At 54.6% G+C, this 20915-nt stretch carries 15 protein-coding genes; 13 read left to right on the forward strand and 2 right to left on the reverse strand.

Annotation, left to right across the window (positions count from 1 at the left end; genetic code table 11):
• The 3 genes from MWH02_RS07305 to MWH02_RS07315 all read left to right on the forward strand — a co-directional run bounded on the left by MWH02_RS07305 (position 1) and on the right by MWH02_RS07315 (position 4672).
• Positions 1–930 (forward strand): RepB family plasmid replication initiator protein, encoded by a 930-nt coding sequence (locus tag MWH02_RS07305; protein WP_007886110.1) that lies wholly within the window; start codon positions 1–3, stop codon positions 928–930.
• A gap of 1563 nt (positions 931–2493) precedes the next feature.
• Positions 2494–3693, forward strand: a complete 1200-nt coding sequence (locus tag MWH02_RS07310; RefSeq protein ID WP_008109176.1) for an AAA family ATPase — start codon at positions 2494–2496, stop codon at positions 3691–3693.
• A 7-nt stretch (positions 3694–3700) separates the two neighbouring features.
• A complete protein-coding gene (locus MWH02_RS07315) occupies positions 3701–4672 on the forward strand; it encodes a ParB family protein (protein ID WP_110867047.1) in 972 nt (323 codons plus the stop codon).
• A 447-nt stretch (positions 4673–5119) separates the two neighbouring features.
• On the opposite strand, the gene MWH02_RS07320 is transcribed toward MWH02_RS07315, so the two are convergent.
• On the reverse strand, positions 5120–7048 hold the full coding sequence (locus tag MWH02_RS07320) for a sigma-54-dependent Fis family transcriptional regulator (protein ID WP_271460183.1): 1929 nt from the start codon (positions 7046–7048) through the stop codon (positions 5120–5122).
• 274 nt (positions 7049–7322) lie between these two features.
• On the opposite strand from MWH02_RS07320, the gene ssuD reads away from it, so the two are divergent.
• The 8 genes from ssuD (at position 7323) to MWH02_RS07360 (ending at position 16789) form a co-directional block, all read left to right on the forward strand.
• On the forward strand, positions 7323–8495 hold the full coding sequence (gene ssuD, locus MWH02_RS07325; protein ID WP_101761167.1) for an FMNH2-dependent alkanesulfonate monooxygenase: 1173 nt from the start codon (positions 7323–7325) through the stop codon (positions 8493–8495).
• 14 nt (positions 8496–8509) lie between these two features.
• Entirely contained in the window at positions 8510–9910 is a 1401-nt protein-coding gene (locus MWH02_RS07330; RefSeq protein ID WP_439652359.1) for an FAD/NAD(P)-binding protein, read from the forward strand.
• Positions 9911–9984: 74 nt separating this feature from the next.
• Entirely contained in the window at positions 9985–11379 is a 1395-nt protein-coding gene (locus MWH02_RS07335) for an LLM class flavin-dependent oxidoreductase (protein WP_271460185.1), read from the forward strand.
• Positions 11376–12395, forward strand: a complete 1020-nt coding sequence (locus MWH02_RS07340) for a methionine ABC transporter ATP-binding protein (RefSeq protein ID WP_271460186.1) — start codon at positions 11376–11378, stop codon at positions 12393–12395. Before MWH02_RS07335 ends, MWH02_RS07340 begins: the two co-directional genes overlap by 4 nt.
• Positions 12392–13090 (forward strand): methionine ABC transporter permease, encoded by a 699-nt coding sequence (locus MWH02_RS07345; protein ID WP_271460187.1) that lies wholly within the window; start codon positions 12392–12394, stop codon positions 13088–13090. Before MWH02_RS07340 ends, MWH02_RS07345 begins: the two co-directional genes overlap by 4 nt.
• A complete protein-coding gene (locus MWH02_RS07350) occupies positions 13087–13962 on the forward strand; it encodes a MetQ/NlpA family ABC transporter substrate-binding protein (RefSeq protein ID WP_101761172.1) in 876 nt (291 codons plus the stop codon). Before MWH02_RS07345 ends, MWH02_RS07350 begins: the two co-directional genes overlap by 4 nt.
• A gap of 176 nt (positions 13963–14138) precedes the next feature.
• Positions 14139–15578 (forward strand): MFS transporter, encoded by a 1440-nt coding sequence (locus MWH02_RS07355; protein ID WP_271460188.1) that lies wholly within the window; start codon positions 14139–14141, stop codon positions 15576–15578.
• Positions 15575–16789, forward strand: coding sequence for an acyl-CoA dehydrogenase family protein (locus MWH02_RS07360; RefSeq protein WP_271460189.1), 1215 nt, complete (start codon positions 15575–15577; stop codon positions 16787–16789). Before MWH02_RS07355 ends, MWH02_RS07360 begins: the two co-directional genes overlap by 4 nt.
• A gap of 75 nt (positions 16790–16864) precedes the next feature.
• On the opposite strand, the gene MWH02_RS07365 is transcribed toward MWH02_RS07360, so the two are convergent.
• Positions 16865–17812 carry a sulfonate ABC transporter substrate-binding protein gene (locus MWH02_RS07365; RefSeq protein WP_271460190.1) on the reverse strand — a complete coding sequence of 316 codons (948 nt, stop codon included), beginning with the start codon at positions 17810–17812 and terminating at the stop codon, positions 16865–16867.
• 254 nt (positions 17813–18066) lie between these two features.
• Between MWH02_RS07365 and MWH02_RS07370 the strand changes: the two genes are divergently transcribed.
• On the forward strand, positions 18067–20109 hold the full coding sequence (locus tag MWH02_RS07370; RefSeq protein WP_271460191.1) for an FUSC family protein: 2043 nt from the start codon (positions 18067–18069) through the stop codon (positions 20107–20109).
• Between the two features lie 110 nt (positions 20110–20219).
• On the forward strand, positions 20220–20909 hold the full coding sequence (locus MWH02_RS07375) for an aspartate/glutamate racemase family protein (protein WP_217547766.1): 690 nt from the start codon (positions 20220–20222) through the stop codon (positions 20907–20909).
• Positions 20910–20915 lie beyond the last annotated feature (6 nt).

The following is a 20915-nucleotide window of genomic DNA, read 5'->3' on the forward strand; positions in this document are numbered from 1 at the left end:
ATGGCAGATAAAGAGAGTGAAAACAAGGCGTTACTCGAGCCTTTTCTGTCGGTGACAAAAAACAGCGGTGAAGTTATTCAACTCCACCCCAATAAAAATAACACCGTACAACCGGTCGCTTTAATGCGCCTGGGTCTGTTTGTTCCTACATTGAAGTCCACCGCGCGCGGTAAATCAGGCGCAATGGCATCGACCGATGCAACGAAAGAGCTAAAGAACCTTTCTTTAGTGAAATCGGAAGGTTATGAAAAGATTACCATTACCGGCGCAAGGCTGGACATGGATAATGATTTCAAAACCTGGGCCGGAATTATTCAGTCTTTCTCGCGTTATCCCTCAAAGGGCGACACCGTGACGCTGCCGTTTATCGATTTCGTTAAAATGTGCGGGATCCCTTCGGCAAATTCTTCGGCTGCGCTACGTAAGCGCTTAGATGCCTCTCTGCGACGCATTGCTACCAATACGTTGTCCTTTGAAGGTAATGGCAAAGCCTATCACACTCACCTTGTTCAATCGGCGTATTACGATCGTGAAAAGGATCTGGTGCGTATCCAGGCCGATCCAAAGTTGTTCGAGCTCTACAACTTCGACCATAAAGTGTTACTGCAGCTGCGAGCCATTTCGCGTTTAAAACGTAAAGAATCGGCTCAGGCGTTGTATACCTATCTCGAAAGTTTGCCAACGAATCCGGCGCCCATCTCTCTGGCGCGTCTGCGTATGCGTTTAAACCTGGGCTCGAAAACCACCACGCAAAATCACGTGGTGCGACGTGCGATGGAGCAGCTTAAAGAGATCGGCTATCTCGACTATTCGGAAGTGAAACGCGGCCGCTCAGTGTTCTTCATCATCCACAGCAGGACGCCAAAACTCGACGGCATCAGCAATCTTGAAAGTATCGATTCGCTGGAAGATATTGAGTTCGAAGAATGATGTTGCCCGCTTACTGTAATTAGTAATTTTCCTCAAGCTGTGTCACTTTTTGAGCAAAAGTGACACATGCTCCTCCGCCAACATTCACTGCAATCAGCTGTCCTCGCGTCATTCACTGTAATCAGCAACGTTCACTGTAATCAGAAGCCTTCTGCTTTTGTAGTGTCTTATGCGATGTTTTGCACCACGTTGTAGCCTTTCTAAGCGACTTATAAAGATAGTGAGCACTTACAAGGGCGGTGGCGTAGTACTCAACTTTTTTTTTCACTGCCTTTCTACTGATCACAGTGAACGTTTGTTGGAGCGCTCGCTATCACTGATTACAGTGAATGCGAATTAGAGGCTGCATACTGAATACAGTGAACGATCAACTGCAACTTAATGATTTCTAAATATTAAAAACGCCTGTTTCGAACTGATTCACTGTAATCAGCAATAAAACTGTGAATACAGCCAGTAAAAGTGACAGGGTTGGTCACTAAGCTGATTACAGTGAACGTTTGGTTTGCCTTCTCACTACAGTGAACTGAAACGTGAGACGCTCGTGCTGACGCTCATATACTGCTTGAACAACATGTCACGCTGTCACTGATTACAGTGAACATTACCAACTCGTCCCCTGCCCTGCCAGGTTTGCAGCATGAAACAAACTCGCTCAGCGCGTCTTTTTTTACTGAATACAGTGAACGTTGGGCGTTTTAATTAGCAGCGTGTATTTACTGATTACAGTGAATGTTGTTGACGACATTGTGGATATTTCGCTGTATCGCACATGGCGATTCCGGGCATATCAGTTTGTAGGCAAATAACACTCTACTGATTACAGTGAACGTTCGTCTTATCATGCTTATCATGCTGTACTGATTACAGTGAACGTTCTGTACAGCGTTATAACTTTTACTGATTACAGTGAATATTATCTCGGTCTGGCCAATTTGACTTACTGATTACAGTGAACGGTTTATCGCAGCGCGACAACGTCTACTGATTACAGTGAATCTTTGCCGATGACGAGTACAAGGCTTTTACTGATTACAGTGAACGTTTAGCGTTATGTGAAAACGTCTTCAGGATTTGCTGATTACAGTGAACATCTCACCAGCATGACACTTATCGTTGTTCTCTCACCTGCTTTTTATTTCCACGCATCATTTACTGATTACAGTGAATCTTCAGCCACCGCTCGCTGATCACAGTGAACCTTTTACTGATTGCAGTGAACGTTGGGCATCGGCGCATTTTTGCTAGCTGATTACAGTGAACGTTCCAGCAATTTCAGCCGCCACAACCCTTCTCCTTTCTCTACTTAAAGCATACAGGGTAGAAATCAGCTACTGACTACAGTGAATCTTTGCCCCAATCAACGATAAATCAGCGGTTCAAAATCGTACAAAAAACCAATATGGCTAAATTACCATCACTGATTACAGTGAATATTTTCGTTAACGTGCTCTTAATCAAGGTGTTTTCACATAACTTATTCTTCCTGTGCAGAAGAGATATATTTGCCTCGTGTGCTGGATTTATGTATAAAGTCGTAAATCCTACATGTGTGGAGCAAGTATGGCTAACGATGAGAAGCAAGTTCTGAAGGTCGCACAACGTTCAGAAAGAATGCTGATGAGCCTGACTGAACAGATTCAGGCGCAGAAAGAAGAATTGCGGGAAAACACGTTCTATCAGGTTTACGCTAAAGCGGCGTTAGCCAAACTGCCCAAATTAACGCGTGCGAGCGTGGATTACGCTGTCAACGAAATGGAAGAAAATGGTTATCCGTTCGATAAGCGTGCAGCGGGCAGCTCAACCAAGTATGCGATGTCGATTCAGAACATCATCGATATCTATCACCATCGCGGTGTGCCCAAGTACCGCGATCGCCACCATGAAGCCTTCAGCATCTTTGTTGGCAACCTCAAAGGCGGCGTTTCGAAAACGGTCTCTACCGTTTCGCTGGCACACGCATTACGTGCGCATCCGCATCTGCTGTTTGAAGATCTGCGTATTCTGGTCATCGATCTGGACCCGCAATCTTCCGCCACCATGTTCCTGAACCATCAACGTTCAGTGGGATTAGTGGAAGCGACCGCCGCCCAGGCGATGCTGCAGAACGTCAGCCGCGAAGAGTTGCTCAACGAGTTTATTGTTTCGTCGATTATTCCAGGCGTCGATGTGCTGCCGGCGTCAATTGATGACGCCTTTATTGCCTCGCGTTGGGAAGAACTGTGTGCTGCTCACCTGCCCGATCAAAACATCCACGCGGTGCTGTATGACAATGTAGTGGCCAAGCTGAAGAAAGATTACGACTTTATCTTTATCGACAGCGGCCCACATCTTGATGCCTTCCTGAAGAACGCCATTGCTGCTTCAGACTTACTAATGACGCCAGTGCCGCCCGCGCAGGTGGATTTCCACTCCACGCTGAAGTACTTAACGCGTTTGCCGGAGTTGATTGGCATCATTGAAGAATCGGGCGCAGCCTGCCGTTTGCAGGGCAACATTGGCTTTATGTCTAAACTGTCGAATAAAGCGGACCACAAGCTGTGTCACAGCCTGGCGAAAGAGATTTTTGGCGGCGATATGCTTGATGCTGCATTGCCGCGTCTGGATGGCTTTGAGCGCTGCGGAGAGTCGTTTGATACGGTTATCTCAGCCAATCCATCAACCTACGTGGGCAGCACTGAAGCCTTAAAGAATGCGCGTTCAGCGGCGGAAGATTTCGCGAAAGCCGTATTTGACCGTATTGAATTCATTCGCCTGAACTGAGGTTACTATGAGCGCAAAAAGAATCACTATTGGCCGAACCTTCAGCCAGACACCATTGCAGACTGAGGAAAGCGCGGATGGCCATTCTCAGACATTTATTCTGGCGACGGGTAAACGCGCCCTGTTCACGCTGGAGCACATCCCGGCGAAGGAAATTGAAGAGAAAACCTTCGTTAAGATGGAAACCAATGGCCGCGATCAGTCTGGCCTTACGCCAGAATCGCTGCGCGACATCATTCGCACCATCAAATTGCAGCAGTTTTTCCCGGCGATTGGCGTAAAGCGTGACGATCGCATTGAGATTCTCGATGGTTCACGCCGTCGTGCAGCGGCTCTGCACTGCAAAACTGGGCTTGATGTGTTGGTTACAGACGTGGCTATCTCGGCGGAAGAAGCGCGTCGTTTAGCCCAGGATATTCAGACCGCGCGCGAGCACAATCTGCGTGAGGTGGGCATGCGTCTGCTATCGCTTAAAGAGAGTGGATTGTCGCAGAAAGAGATTGCGCAAAGCGAAGGCTTATCGCAGGCCAAGGTAACGCGTGCATTGCAAGCGGCAAGCGTGCCGCTTGAGCTGGTAACGCTGTTCCCGAATCATTCAGAGCTGACCTATCCTGATTATAAATCGCTGCTGCAGGCGTATGAGAAGCTACAGGAAACCGGACAAACGGTTGATGCCCTGATCGATACTATCGGCATGGATGTTGATACCGTATGCGCGCGCGATGGATTGGCCGAAGACGAAGTGAAGAATGGCATTCTGCGTTTAGTGCGTAACGGTAGCCAGACGCTGATTCAGTCACCGGCAAAAGATAAAACCGTGGCGACGCCATTGTGGAGTTTCGCCGATAAAGACCGCTTTGCGCGTAAGAAAACGCGCGGACGCATGTTCAGCTACGAGTTTAATCGCCAGTCAAAAGAGTTGCAGGAAGAGTTGGATAAAGTGATTAACGAGACGCTCAATAAGTATCTTAATCAGTAATTGAAATGCCGCCTCCGGGCGGTTTTTTTATGCCCTTCACAATGCCTCGCCAGCGCAATTTCATCGCTAACTGTATGAAATATAGCTTATCGACGCGGAAATTTCAGCCTGAAATCGCCACTGTTTTAGCCAGCAGCTCAAGGTATCCATTAATAAATCACCAATACCGATTAACTGACTGCAGCCAATTTAACCAGCTGTGCGCGAAAGCGACAACAGCCAGCAACAGCAGAATTGCCGTCAAGCCAGCGAGTGAAAATTCATCTGCTCGCCCAATCGATTTCATCTCTATTGTTATGAAATTTAAGGATTTTTAGCTAAAATTTCAGGCTGAAATCGCCAATTAACTTTTAGTTTCAGCCACCCTCAAAAATCCATAGGCGAGATTAGCCAGATGATATTCAATGATTTATCCACAGAAAACGTGGATAACTTTCAAGACTCACCTTACTCAATTAACGTTAAAGCTGATGAAAATTGCCAGACCGCATCGCGCACGCGCACCGGTTTATTAATCAGCCCCAACGCATAAAAGCGATCGGCGATGGTCTGCTGCTCTTTGATTACTTCGAAGGCCATCGCACGTGTTTTGTGGCTGCGGCGAGTCAAGGCACGTTCAACTGATGCGATTTCCAATCCAAGCTCCTGAGCCAATAACATTGATGCTTCGTGGCGATGGCTATCGATGAACAAACCCGTTTGTTGCAAATTCTCCACCAGCTGTCTGAGGATGTCATCGTGCTGTTCAACGTAATCACGCCGCGCCAGATAGAACTGATGATTACGTACGCGCCCTTCACCATTAACCAAAACCCGCAGCTCGGGATTGCTCTCCGCGGCGCTGAGCAACGGATCCCACATCATCCAGGCATCAACCGAAAGATAATCACTTGCCGTCAGCGGATATTTTGGCGGCGTATACACCACTTTCAGTTCATCCAGACCAATGCCCGCTTCCTCCAGTAGCTGCAGCAGTAGCCAGTGAACGTTCGAGCCTTTATTAACCGATATGCGCTTACCGCGCAGATCGTTGATGGTGCGAATATCGCTGTCATGAGGCACCACAATGCCAACGCTGCTCGGCGCTGGCGGCTCCCAGGCAATATAAGTCACCGCATTGCCACTCGCCTGGGCGAAGACCGGGGGAACTTCACCGGTCGTACCAAAATCGATTTCGTTGTTTTGCAGCGCATACAGCAGCTGTGGCCCGGCGGGAAACTCACTCCACAACACGCTAATGCCTTGCTGAGCGAAACAGTGTTCGAGGCTCTGACGGGCTTTTAACACCCCGAGATTGCCAAACTTCTGATAGCCAATGCGCAGCTCACGCTCCTGCGTCCCGTGTGTATGAGATGTCGACGTAGTTACCGGCGCTTTGCGCCTTCCTTTAATCATTCCCTGATTCGCCAGATGCGTGCGCAAGGTGTGGCGGCTGATACCTAATAGCGCCGCGGCCTGGGTTTGATTCTGATCTGTCATCGACAGCGCATTGCTAATCAGGCTGCTGATAACGCGGTCAAACAGTTGTTGCGGCTGGCTGGTTAGCTGCTGCTGAAGAAAACTGTCGAGCGTTGAATCGTTTGACTCGCTAAAACCATGTTCACTGTAACCAGCAAGTCGCAGCTGTGCGGGCGTCAGCGTCTCTTCGCGGCTCAGCAATACGGCGTTATGTAGTGTGTTCTCCAGTTCACGGATATTGCCGGGCCAGGTGTATTCGCGCAGCGCTTCAAGCGCATCAGGCGAAAGACGCCGTGCCGGGCGGCCTAAGCGTCGTGCGTAGAGGGCGAGGAAGTGTTGCGCCAGCAGCGGAATGTCTTCACGGCGCTGACGCAGCGGCGGTAATGGCACCACCGCAATATTCAGCCGATAGAATAGATCTTCGCGAAAGCGTCGCTCGCGAATCGCCTGCGCCAAATCCACATGCGTAGCCGCGATAACCCGCACATCCACCTTGATTGCTTTTCGCGAGCCCACGCGCGTAATCTCTCGCTCCTGCAGCACGCGCAATAATTTAACCTGCAGTGAAGGGCTGAGCTCGCCAATCTCATCCAGCAGCAAGGTGCCGCCTTGCGCTGATTCAAACCAGCCGGGATGTGACTGCGTCGCGCCGGTAAAAGCGCCTTTCTCATGGCCAAACAACTCGGCTTCAGCCAGGCTTTCCGTCAGCGCGCCGCAGTTAACCGCGAGGAAAGGGCCGTGACGTCGCTGGCTGTGATGATGCAGATAGCGCGCCACCACTTCTTTACCTGTGCCGGTTTCGCCGACAATCAGCACGGTGGCATCTGTGGGCGCGAACTTATCCAGCAGCGATTGAAACGCCAGAGAAGCGGGATCGACTAAGCGCGGTGAATCGGTGGGATTATAGGTGGTTAACATGGCATTGAGTCCTGTAACGAGCATATCGTTAACCTAAATGCTCACGCTGACTATTAACACCATGTAAAAAGCATAAGCAGTTGCATATGCAGCAATTGCTGTTGCGCCAGAGTCGCAAATGCAACTATTTTGGTTGACGGCGACAAGGCTAACCGCCTGAAATACGGGGATTCGCGCCCGTTAACAACCTGGCACGCTTTCTGCTAAAAGCTATATAACCAAATAAGCAGTTCAAAATGATCATTTTTTAATAAAGTTATATAGGAAAAGCATAATGGCCGATTCCGCGAACGATAAAATTAATGTCTTCTGGTTTTTACCGACGCACGGTGATGGACGCTACCTCGGCACCACGCAAGGCGGACGCCCGGTCGATTTACCCTACTTGCAGCAAGTGGCGCTCGCCGCCGACAATCTTGGCTTCTACGGCGTATTAATTCCTACCGGCAAAAGCTGTGAAGATTCCTGGCTGGTGGCCTCGGCGTTAGCGCCGATCACCAAACGTCTGCGCTATTTAGTGGCGGTGCGTCCTGGCCTGCAGCCGCCAACGCTGGCAGCCCGCATGGCGACCACGCTTGATCGTCTGTCTGAAGGGCGTTTACTGATTAACGTGGTGACCGGCGGCGATCCGATTGAGAACAAAGGCGACGGCATTTTCCTCAACCACAGTGAACGTTATGAAGTCACCAAAGAGTTCCTCGACGTCTACAGTCGCCTGATGCGCGGCGAGAAAGTGGATTACGAAGGCAAACACATTCACGTTGAAGGCGCAGAAGTGCTGTTTCCGCCGGTGCAGGAAAAGGGGCCGCCGCTCTATTTTGGTGGTTCATCTGAGGCGGCGATTGATGTAGCAGCGGAACAGATCGATACCTATCTCACCTGGGGCGAGCCGCCAGCGCAGGTTGCCGAGAAGCTGGAAGTGGTGCGCGCACGTGCAGAACAGCGCGGACGTAAGCTGGAATACGGCATTCGTTTGCATGTGATTGTGCGCGAGACCGAAGAAGAAGCCAAAGCGGCGGCAGATAAGTTGATTGGTCATCTTGATGAAGAGACCATCGCGCAGGCGCAGAAAATCTTTGCGCGTATGGATTCCGCCGGTCAGGCACGAATGAGCGCGTTGCACAACGGCTCGCGCGACAACCTCTATATCTCGCCGAATCTGTGGGCGGGCGTGGGTCTGGTGCGCGGAGGCGCGGGCACTGCGCTGGTCGGCAGCCCGGAGCAGGTGGCTGAGCGTATCCGCGAATATCAGGCGCTGGGTGTCACCAACTTCATTCTGTCCGGTTATCCGCATCTGGAAGAAGCGCATCGCGTGGCCGAGTTGCTATTACCGCTGCTACCGCTGGCTAACGCACAGCAGCAGCGTGAACGCACCATTAACACCGGCCCATTTGGTGAAACCATTGGCGGCGATAAGCGTCCGTCAAAACAGACGAGCGCCAGCTAATGCAGGAGAAGGCAATGGCACGGGTAATCATTGTTGGCGGTGGCTTTAGCGGCACAGCGCTGGCGATTCATCTCGCACGAACCTCATCGAGCAGATTACTGATTACAGTGGTCGAACCGCGCGCCAACCTCGGCGGCGGCGTTGCCTATTCCACGCAGGAGCCTGCGCACCGCATCAACGTACCCGCTTCGCGCATGCAGTTAAGCGGTGAAGAGCAGGGCGCGTTTGACCGCTGGTATCGCCAACAGCCGGAATGTTCACTGGACTCAGTAGCGCACTGTGAAGACGGCGCGGTCTATCCGCAGCGCAGCCTGTTCGGTCGCTATCTGGCAGAACAGTTTGCGCAAGCTGCGCAGGCGTATCCGCACGTCACGCTGCGCCATGTTCAGGCCAGCGCCGTGGCCTGGGAAGGCGAGCAGCTGTTGCTCAGCAACGGCGAAATGTTGCGGGGTGATGTACTGGCGTTAGCGATCAGTCATTCGCCACCATCGTTGCCGCGTGCGCTGCAACCGTTCTCGGCGCATCCGGCGCTGATTGCCAATCCATGGCAGCACAGCGTATTAGACGCCATCGATCCTCAATCCTCGGTGGCGATTATCGGTACCGGCTTGAGCATGGCGGACGTGGTGGCTTCATTGGGCACCAGACAGCATCGTGGCCCGTTAATCGCCTTCTCACGCCGTGGGCAGCTCTCGCGCGATAACCTGAGCGGTGAATGGCCTGAATGGACATTAGCCCCGCAGGATGCGTCCAGCGCGCGTCTGTGGCTACGACATATCCGCGCCGAGGTTGCGCGAGCCGCGGAACAGGATTTGCCGTGGCAGCGCGTGCTCGATCAGGTGCGCGTGCAAGGCCAGGATATCTGGCAATCGCTGCCCCTGCGCGAGCAGCAACGTTTTGTCCGTCATTTGCGTTCGTGGTGGGATGTGCATCGCTATCGCATCGCGCCGCAGGTGTCAGCGGTGATCAGCGCACGTCGTCAGCAGGGCAGTCTGAAGGTGCTGGCCGCGCGGCTTAGCGACATCTCCGATGTCGGCAACCAACTGCAAATCACGCTACGCACGCGCGAGGGCGCCAGCGAAACCCACCGCCTCGATCATCTGATTGTCACAACCGGTCCCGGCCATGAAGCCTTAACTGCTAGCCAGCCGCTGCTGCAGTCGCTCAGCCAGCAAGGGCTAATCCGCGCTGACCTGCTCGGTTTTGGTATTGATGTCGATAGCCAATCGCACACGCTCAATGTTAACGGCCAGCCCAACGCACGACTGTTTGTCGTCGGTCCCGCTGCGCGTGCGCGCTTCGGTGAACTGATGGGATTGCCGCAGGTTGCCGATCACGCCGCCGCTGTGGCGAAACATATTTTACAAGAACTGCAAATCGCTCCCGCCGAGCGATGTCCCCCTTCAGCGCTTTAATCTCTCAACATCCTAAAAATTAACTGACGAACGCCGGGTCGTAACACGATCACGGCCTCGCTATGGAGATTGCTATGCCATCGCAACGTGAAATTCGCTTGAACGCATTTGATATGAACTGTGTCGGACACCAGTCGCCGGGCCTGTGGGCACATCCGCGTGACCGTTCCTGGCAATACAAAGACCTGGAGTATTGGGTCGATTTGGCGCGCCTGCTGGAGCGCGGCAAATTTGACGGCCTATTCATCGCCGACGTGCTCGGCGTTTACGACGTACTTAACGGCAACGGCGATGCGGCGATCCGCCAGGCGACGCAGGTGCCGGTCAACGATCCGTTAGCGCTGATTACGCCAATGGCGCTGGTCACCGAACACCTCGGCTTTGGTCTCACGGCGTCGCTGTCGTTTGAACATCCGTATCCGTTTGCGCGCCGCTTATCGACGCTCGATCACCTGACCAAAGGCCGCATCGGCTGGAACATCGTCACCTCGTATCTGGAGAGCGGGGCGCGCAACATTGGGCACAAAACCCAGACCGATCACGATAGCCGCTACGATTACGCCGACGAGTATCTGCAAGTGGTGTACAAGCTGCTGGAAGGCAGCTGGGAGCAGGATGCAGTATTGCGTGACCGCGAACGCCGTATCTTCAGCGACCCGCGTAAAATCCATCCCATCAATCATCAGGGCACCTTCTTCAACGTGCCGGGCATTCACCTGTGCGAACCGTCACCGCAGCGCACGCCGGTGCTGTATCAGGCGGGCGCATCGAGTCGTGGCAAACAGTTTGCCGCAGAACATGCCGAATGCGTATTTGTTGCCGCGCCGTCAAAAGTGCTGCTGAAGAAAACCGTCGCCGATATTCGCCGCCGCGCGGTGGAAGCGGGGCGCGATCCTTACAGCATCAAAATCTTCAATCTGCAAACCGTGATTGTTGGCGAAACCGATCTGGCGGCGCAGGCGAAATGGAAAGAGTACACCAGTTGGGTCAGCTACGAAGGCGCGCTGGCACTGGTATCAGGCTGGACCGGTATCGACTTCGGCCAGTATCAGCCGGATCAGGTGCTGAAATATATCCACACCAACGCCATCCAATCGGCGGTCGAAACCTTCTCCACCGCCGATCCCGATCGTCAGTGGACGGTAAAAGCGCTGGCGGATTGGGTCGGTATCGGCGGTTTTGGTCCGCTGATTGTTGGCAGTGCGGAAACTGTCGCGGATGAGTTGCAAAGCTGGGTTGAAGAGACCGACGTAGATGGCTTCAACTTCGCCTACGCCCTGACGCATGAAACCTTTGAAGATGTGGTGGAGCTGCTGATCCCGGAGCTGCAAAAGCGCGGCGTCTACAAAAAAGAGTACGCGCAGGGCACGTTGCGCGAAAAGTTATTCGCCGCCGGCCCGCAGCTGCAAGCACCGCATCCGGGCGCGGTCTATCGCGTTAAATCCTCCACGCCGCAGGAGGTCTCATGATCGAAATAGAACAGCTCAGCAAACACTATCGCGCGCCCGACGGCCGCATCACCGAGGTGCTGAAATCCATCAGCCTGCAAGTACCGCAAGCCAACATCACCGCGGTAGTTGGGCCGAGCGGCGCGGGTAAATCGACGCTGGCGAAGTGCATTAGCCTGCTGGAACAACCGAGCGCCGGCAGCATCCGCGTTAACGGCAGCGATCTTTCTCGTCTGGATGGCGAAGCGCTGCGTCAGGCGCGTCGCTCAATTGGTACCGTGTTCCAGTCTTCCGCGCTGCTGCAACGCAAAACCGCGTGGGAGAATATCGCCTTGCCGCTGCACTATCTTGGCGTGGTGGATCGCGATATCGCCGCGCGCGTGGGCGAACTGCTCGATAGCGTCGGCCTCAGCCACAAAGCCAAAGCCTATCCGGGCCAGCTTTCTGGTGGTCAGCGGCAGCGTATTGGTATCGCGCGTGCGCTGGCATTGCGCCCGTCGGTGTTGCTGGCGGATGAAGCCACTTCAGGGCTCGATCCCGAAGCCACCGTCACCGTGCTCGACCTGCTGAAAAAACTGCGTGATGACTACAAGCTGGCGATTGTGCTGATCACCCATGAAATGGACGCGGTGCGTCAGGCGGCAGATGCGGTAGCGGAAATTCGCGACGGCCAAATCGTGCAGTACGGCGTGGTGAAAGAGCTGCTGGCGCAACCCGATTCGCTATTGGGGCAGCGCCTGTTCCCGTTGGCAGCGCAGGCGGGCGATGCCGAGCTGGTGTTGCAGCTCAGCTATCGCACCGATGTGCCGGTTGTCAGCGACTGGATTTCGCGCCTCAGCCAGCAGTTTGGTCTGCGTATTGATCTGCTCGGCGCGCACGTTGAGCAGGTGAATGGTCTGCAAGCTGGCCGCCTCAAGGTGGGCATTCACTATCAACAGGAACGCGTGCCGCTGGCGCGTTTGCTATTGCAGTTGGAACAGCTGGGCTTAGTTGCCAGCGTTTCGGGCAGCGTGTTGCCATTGCGGGAGGCGGTATGAGCGTATCAGTGATGAGTCAGGATACGCCGTGGCTAGAAATCCCGGCGCTGATGCTGCCCGCTCTGGGCGAAACCGCGTTGATGGTGGCGATCGTGATGCTGTTCGTGGTCACCTTCGGCGGCATCGTCGGCGTGGTGCTGTTCAACACCTCGGTGCGCGGTCTGTTTCCGCATCGCGGCATTAATAGAGTGTTGAGTTGGATCGTCAACATGGGCCGTTCGCTGCCGTTTCTGGTGCTGATGGCGGCCATCATTCCGTTCACCTTCTGGCTAACCGGCACCACCATCGGCATTCCCGCCGCCGTTGTGCCGATGATCGCCGCGGGTATTCCGTTCTTTGGCCGTTTGGTGGACAACGCGCTGCGTGAGCTGCCCGGTGAAGTCACGGCGGTGGGCTTGGTGTGCGGCGGTTCGCGCTGGCAGATCATCCGCTCGGCACAACTTAGCGAAGCGCTGCCGGCGATTGTGGCGGCAGTGACGCTCAACCTGATCTCAATGATTGAGTACTCCGCCATTGCCGGCACCATCGGCGCGGGCGGTATCGGCTATCTGGCGGTGGTGTACGGTTATCAGCGCTTCGATAATCACATCATGATCGCCACCATCGTGGTGCTGATCGCCTTAATTCAAACCATTCAATTTCTCGGCGACCGTTTGGTCACCGCATTACGCCATCCTCAGGGGACATCGTTATGACAACACAAGATTTCGAGCTGCGTAAAACCCGCCGCTGGCCGTGGCTGCTACTGATTATAGTGGTCGTTGTACTTGCAGCAGGCGGCTGGTTCTGGCGCAGCCAACAGGCGCAGGCGGTGGTCTTTGGCACCACGCTGAAGGTGCATTTTGAACCGGCGATGGCGGGCGAGCAGAAGCTGATTGAATACGTTGGCGAGCACATCGCGCCCGATTATGGCCTGAAGCTGGAGGCGGTTGGCGTGCAGGATCCGGTGCAAGCCGATCGCGCGGTAGCGGAAGGGCAGTATGCCGCCACCGTGTATCAGCATCAGTGGTGGCTCAAGCAAGTGGTGGATGCCAACGGTTTTGCGCTCACCTCAACGCTGCCGCTGTTCCAGTGGGCGTTTGGCATCTACTCCGATCGCTACACATCGGTAGCGGATCTGCCGCAGGGCGCGACCATCGTGGTGCCGGATGATGGCGCCAATCAGGGCCAGGCATTATGGTTGCTGGCGCGTCAGGGTTTAATCACGCTCGATCCCAACGTCGAGCCGCGCACGGCCAAACTGAAGAACATTGTCGGCAATCCGCACGGTTTCGTGTTTAAAGAGCTCGATTTGCTGACCATGCCGCGTGCGCTCAACTCGGTGGATGCGGCGATTGGTTACGTCTCGCAATTTGATGCCGGTAAAGTGCCGCGCGAAAAAGGCATTCTCTTCCCGCCTGCGCCGCGCACTTTCGCCTCACAGCTGGTGATTGGCACGCCTTATCTGGACCAGGAAAACATCGAGAAGCTGAAAAAAGCCTTCTCCGATCCGCGCGTCCAGCAGTGGTTGAAGACCACCGACGATCCGCTGGTAAAAGGCGTGTTGGTGCCGGTCTCAGCCGAATAAATGGTTGTTGTTTGAACACCCGGACGCGTCAGGCGCGCCCGGGTTTTTGTGTTGGCTAAAAACATTTATCTAATTGATTTTAATGTAAATTAACATCAATAATTGTTGTTTTGGCGCAGCCAGAAAAACGCTTATAACAACCTCACCTGCACTACAAAACAACAACGTGAGGCGTTATGAGTTCTCTTCCTTTAGAAAACACCATTCCGGTTTCCGAACCGGTACGTTCGGTCAGTGATGTGGCAAGGCTGATCAACACTCGCACCAAAAATGACAACTACGCGCGCATGATTGTGTTCCTCGCGCTCGGCGGCGTGTTTCTCGACGCCTACGATCTCACCACGCTGTCGTACGGCATCGATGATGTGGTGCGCGAGTTTCAGCTCTCGCCGCTGCTCACCGGCTTAGTCACTTCCTCAATTATGGTTGGCACCATCGTCGGCAATCTGGTGGGCGGCTGGCTGACGGATAAATATGGCCGCTATTCGGTGTTCATGGCCGACATGCTGTTCTTTGTGGTTTCAGCGATTGCGGCGGGGTTAGCGCCGAACGTCTGGGTGCTGATTGGCGCGCGCTTCCTGATGGGCGTGGGCGTCGGCATCGATTTGCCGGTGGCGATGTCATATCTGGCGGAGTTCTCCAAATTCGCTGGTAAAGGCAACAAGGCATCCCGACTCGCAGCCTGGTGCCCGATGTGGTACGCCGCCTCAACGCTGTGCTTCCTGCTGATCTTCGCGCTCTACTTCCTGCTGCCGAAAGAGCATCTTGACTGGCTGTGGCGCGCGTCGCTGCTGTTCGGTGCGGTACCGGCGCTGCTGATCATCGCGGTGCGCAGCAAATTCATGAACGAATCGCCACTGTGGGCGGCGAATCAGGGCGATCTGAAATCCGCGGTGCGCATTCTGCGTGATTCCTACGGCATTCACGCCCACGAAGCGGAACACGAAGCGCCACCGGCTGCTGCGGCACCGAAAGTGAGTTTCCGCGTGCTGTTTGAGAAGCCGTGGCGCGAACGCACCATCGTCGCGGGCGTGATGAACATCTGTATCTCGTTTGAATACACCGCCATTGCCTTCTTCCTGCCGTCGATTCTGGCGCAGTTCCTCGGCGCGGGTGTGTTTGAAACCATCTCGGCATCGCTGGGACTCAACGCGCTGTTCGCCTTTACCGGCGGCCTGCTTGGCATGCGTCTGGCGTGGAAATATCCGTCGCGCCACGTCGCGATTGCTGGCTTTGCCCTGCAATTCTTTGCGCTGATCGCGCTGGCGTTAATTGGTCATCCGCAAGCCATCGCCGGAATCGTCTTTGCAGTTTTGATGCTCGGCTTGTGGCTGTTTGCCGAGGGCTTCGGGCCGGGCGCGCAGCTGATGGTCTATCCAGCGCTTTCCTATCCAACCTCAATTCGCGCCACCGGCGTGGGCTTCAGCCGCGCGCTTTCCGGCATCGGTAGCGCGTTAGCGCTGTTCATCCTGCCGCTTCTGCAAGCCGCGCTCGGCACCAATATGTTTTGGGTGGTATCGCTGGCAGCGATCATCCCGATCTTCTTCCTGCTGGCGGTGCGCCACGAGCCCACGCTGCATGACATCGACGATCTTTCACCTCAGGAGTCACCATGAGCTTACTGGCAACAGGCACCGATTATGAGGCGCTGACGGCGCACTTCCGGCCGATTTTCGCGCGCATCGCTGAAGGAACGGTAGCACGCGAGCGGGAACGTACTTTGCCGCATCAACCGATTAGCTGGCTGAAAGAGGCGGGATTCGGCACGGTGCGCATTCCGCAAGAGAAGGGCGGTTGGGGCGCATCGCTGCCGCAGCTGTTCCAGCTGTTAACCGAGCTGGCAGAAGCCGACTCGAATCTGCCGCAGGCGCTGCGCGCGCATTTCGCTTTTGTCGAAGATCGATTGAATCAGCCGGATAGCGCGGAACGCGATCGCTGGTTTGGCCGTTTTATTGATGGCGAGCTGGTGGGCAGCGGCTGGACGGAAATTGGCACGGTAAAACTCGGCGATGTCATCACGCGCGTCACGCCAGGCGAAAGCGGCTGGACGCTGAGCGGCGAGAAGTTTTACAGCACCGGCACGCTGTTCGCCGACTGGATTGATGTCTATGCGCGCCGCAATGACAATCAGGGCGATGTTATCGCTCTGGTGAACACTCACCAACCCGGGGTGACGCGTGAGGACGACTGGGACGGCTTTGGCCAGCGCTTAACCGGCAGCGGCACCACGCGTTTCGCTAACGCCCATGTCGAGCAGGAACACGTCTACGATTTCGCCACCCGCTTCCGTTATCAAACCGCTTTCTATCAGCATGTCTTGCTGGCCACGCTGGCGGGAATTGGCCGTGCGGTGGCGCGCGACGGTGCGCAGGCGGTGGCGGCGCGAAATCGGGTTTACAGCCACGGCAACGGCGGCGCTGTGCGTCAGGATGCGCAGATTCTGCAGGTGATCGGTGAAATTACCAGCCTGGCGTTTGCGGTGGAAGCCACGGTGATCCGCGCGACACATTCACTGCAATCAGCATATGTTGCCCACGTCAGCAACGATGAAGCGCAAATTGCCGCCGCGAATGTGCTGGCCGAAGCCGAAGCGGGGCAGGCGCAGGTGATTGCCAGCGAGCTGGTGACACGCGCCGCCACCGAGCTGTTTAACGCACTGGGCGCATCGGATACGCGCGTCAGCAAAGCGCTGGATCGTCACTGGCGCAACGCGCGAACTCTGTCATCACATAATCCGGTGGTGTACAAAGCGCGTGATATCGGCGACTGGAAAGTGAATGGCACCGCACCGACGGGGATTTGGCAGATTGGCAGGGGCGAGGGCTGATAAAACCCGGTGCGCGTAAATGCGCACCGGGCATGTAAGGTCGCTATTTATGACGACCTGGTTGTTGGTAATGACTTACTTCTTATCCAGCGACCAGGTCGCGCTGCGCACATCCACTTTCACCGGCAACAGTCCCACGCGCGTAAAGGTATCCGCTAACGCCTGCTGCTCATCAAACACCTGCGGCGACATGCGTGACGCGCCGTAAGGCAGACGTTTAATGGTGGTTTGCCAGATGGCTTTATCCAGGCCGGTTGATTTCGACAGAATCGCTGCCGCGTCATCCGGGTTCTTGTTGGCCCAATCGCTGAGTTTGCTCAACTCATCGACAACCTGTTTCGCAGTATCAGGATGACCTTCCGCGAACGGACGGCTGGCGAGATAGAAAGTGTAATGTGGCACTAATCCTTCCGCATTGCGGATTTCACGCGCACCGGCATTGGCTTCCACTTCGGCAAGGTACGGATCCCAAATCACCCATGCATCAATCGCGCCTTTCTGGAAAGCCGCGCGTGCATCGGCGGGCGGCAGATACACCGGCGTCACATCTTTGTAGTTAAGCCCCGCATCTTCCAGCGCTTTCACCAGCAGATAGTTAACGTCAGAGCCTTTGTTCAGACCGACACGTTTACCTTTCAAATCCGCCACGCTTTTAATGGCGGAATCTTTCGGCACCACGATGGCTTCGGTTTTTGGGTTAGCCGGTGAATGACCGAGATAGATCAAATCGGCTTTCGCTGCCTGGGCGAAGGCAGGCGGCGCATCGCCGGTTGCTGCCAAATCAATGCTGCCGACGTTTAAGCCTTCCAGCATCTGCGGGCCCGCCGGGAACTCCACCCAGCGGATAGCGATGCCTTCCTTCTTAAAGGTTTCATCCAGCGTGCCGCGATATTTCAGCAGGGCAAAGATGTTGGCTTTTTGATAGCCGATGGTGACGGTTTCTGGGTCAGCGGCAAAAGCGTGCGTGGAGAGCAGGCCAAAGCTGAGAGCTAAAGCGCTCAGGACAGGAAGTTTTGCTTTCATGATGATTCTCACGTGGTTTTTTTGCCACCTTAGCAAAGCCCTTATATAACCAATAAATAACTAATTTCGATCGCTTATAACTATTATCTATGTGATCTGGATCATTCACTGTAATCAGCAAACGCGTCCGCCATTTCCATAGATGCCCATATAATTAGCACGGTAATAATTTGTATAACAAATCAAAATGCCATTGCCAAATGCTTCTGTCAGGATAAGCCATTCCGCTGCCTGCATAAGGTTTTACCCGTTCTATGAAGTGGTTTTCACGAAGCGCAATGCTGTTTTCTGCCAAAACCTGTCTTGCTGCCTTTCTGGCTTTTTACATTGCTCTGGAACTCAATCTCGATAAACCGGCCTGGTCACTGACTACAGTGTACGTTGCCTCGCAGCTCTATTCGGGATCGACGGTATCGAAATCGGTTTTCCGTTTCTTCGGCACCCTGCTGGGCGGCTTGTTTACGCTACTGATCTACCCCGCCACGGTGCAGGATCCGCTGCTGTTCAGCCTGTGCATCTCGCTTTGGGTGGCGGTTTGTCTCTATCTTTCGCTGCACGACCGCACGCCGAAAAGCTATGTGTTTATGCTGGCGGGCTACAGCGCGGCGATCATGGGTTTTCCCGATGTGGTGTCGCCCTCGGCCATCACCTACACGGTGATCTCGCGTGTTGAGGAGATCACCGTCGCCATCGTCTGCAGCAGCCTGGTGCATCGCCTGCTGTGGCCGGTCTCGATGCGCAATCTGTTAGAGCAGAGCGTGAACCTGTGGTATCAGAACGCGCGCAAGCTGTGCAGTGAACTGGTCACGGCGATGCCGGCTGAGAAGTCGGTGGAGCGCGAAGATATCCTGATTCAGATGGCCAACTATCCGCTTAACGTCGAAACGCTCATCACGCACTGCGTGTATGAAGGCGATGCCGCGCGGCGTCTGGTGCGCTTAGTCAGCGTGCAGTATCAGCATCTCTCCTATTTCATCCCCACGCTGACGGCAATCGAATCGCGCCTCAATTTGCTGGCGCAGCAGCAAATCCGTTTCCCCGACTTTATCGCCGAGGTGTTTCAGCAATTTTTGCTATGGCTAAATGGTGAAGATCAGCTGCCGGTGCGCGACCAGCTCAGTCACGCGCAAGAGCAGCTGAAACGGGCGTGGCAACAGGGCAGGCTCAACAGTGAAGAGAGCATTTTGCTGAGCGGATTGCTGGAGCGCCTACTCAACTTTGTGCGCATCGTTGATGCCTACCAAAGCGTGAGCGAGCGCGTCAGTGAATGGACGCCCGCGGTTAAAGCCGGAAAAATGGCGCGCGCGCACAAACACGTCGATAAGGGTTTGTTGCTGTTGTCGTCGTTTACCGCGTTTATTGCCACCTTCGTTACCTGCGTATTCTGGATCGGCAGCGGCTGGGTAGATGGTGCCACCGCACCGATGATGGCGGCGGTGCTGTGCTCCTTCTTTGCTGGCATGGACAGCCCGATTGCGCCGATGAAACTGTTCCTGAAAGGGGTGCTGATTTCTGTGGTGATCAGCCTGCTATATATCACCTTGCTGATTCCGCAGGCGGTGACCTTCGAAGCGCTGGTGATTTGCCTTGCGCCGGGCTTGCTGGCGCTGGGATTGGTTATCGCCAATCCGTCAACCAACCTGATTGGCCTGATTGTCGCCACGCAGATTCCCGGGCTGATTGGCATGAGCCACAACTTCAAGCCCGATCTACAGCTTATAGTGAACGCTATTCTTTCGACGCTGGTGGGCATTACCTTCGCGGTGGTGATCACGGCGCTGATCCGCAACAAGCGCCCGTCGTGGACCGCCAAACGCGCGGTGCGCAAAGGTATCCGCGAGCTGCTGCAGTTTATCGCCACGGTGCGGCTCAACAGCGTCACGCTGACCGCGCGTCAGCAGTTTGTTTCGCGCACGCTGGATAAGGTCAACATTATTCTGCCGCGTAAGCGTGTCGATCCGGTGCCAGAGTTGGTCTCCGGCGGCAATCTGATTGCCGAAGCCTGGCTGGGCGCAAACTGCTACGACTATTACACGCGTCATCGTGAACTGCTGCTGGCGCATCACATCGAAAGCGCGGCGATGTTCCATGAGCTGAGCCAGTTCCTTAAGCGTCGGTTAAAATCGCTGCAAACCACGCCGCAGCCGGAATTGTTAGCGGAATTAAATACGTTGTTGCTGCGGCTGGAAGCGGCAGCGTTGCAGGAGAACACGCTGTTTGCGCCAATGTTCCACCTGTTCAATATTCGCTTATCGTTGTTTCCTGCAGCGCGCTGGCCGGAAAAGTTTGCGCAATAAATTGCGCTGCTACACGAACATTGCGCGTTTCGGTAGCGGCGCGATTTATCGCGCAGTTTGTCTTTTTCGCTTACAGTGCTGAGCAGCATGTTTAAAACGGAGTTAAGCAGATGAAAATGATCGGTTTGATTGGCGGAATGAGCTGGGAATCCACCGCGCTCTATTACCGTATTATCAATGAGCAGGTGAAACAGCAGCTGGGCGGTTTGCACTCCGCGCGCAGCCTGATGTACAGCGTCGATTTCCATGAAATCGAAAAGCTACAGGCCGCTGGCGAGTGGCAAAAAGCGGGCGAGATCCTGGCAGAAGCGGCGCTCAGTCTGGAAAAGGGCGGCGCGGATTTTATTGTGCTCTGTACCAACACCATGCACAAAGTCGCGCAGCAAATCACTGATGCGGTCCGCATTCCGCTGCTGCATATCGCCGATGCCACCGCACAACGCATTCGTCAGGCGGGCGTAAAAAAAGTCGGCTTGCTAGCAACGGCGTTTACCATGGAGCAGGAATTCTACAAAGGCCGACTTCATCAGTCGGAGATCGACGTTTTGGTTCCCGATGCAGCCGGTCGTAAAGTGGTGCACGACATCATTTATCAGGAACTCTGTCTTGGCGTGATCCGCGATGAATCTCGCGCGCAATACCGCAAGATTATTGCTGAGCTGGTGGAGCAGGGCGCAGAGGCGATCATTCTCGGCTGCACCGAAATCACCTTGCTGGTAAAAGCGGAAGATGCCAGCGTGCCGCTGTTCGATACCACCTTGATTCACGCAGAAGACGCCGTAAAACTCGCACTCGGGTAATTACGA

This window comes from Pantoea leporis (assembly GCF_028048155.1).
Taxonomy (GTDB): Bacteria; Pseudomonadota; Gammaproteobacteria; order Enterobacterales; family Enterobacteriaceae; genus Pantoea; species Pantoea leporis.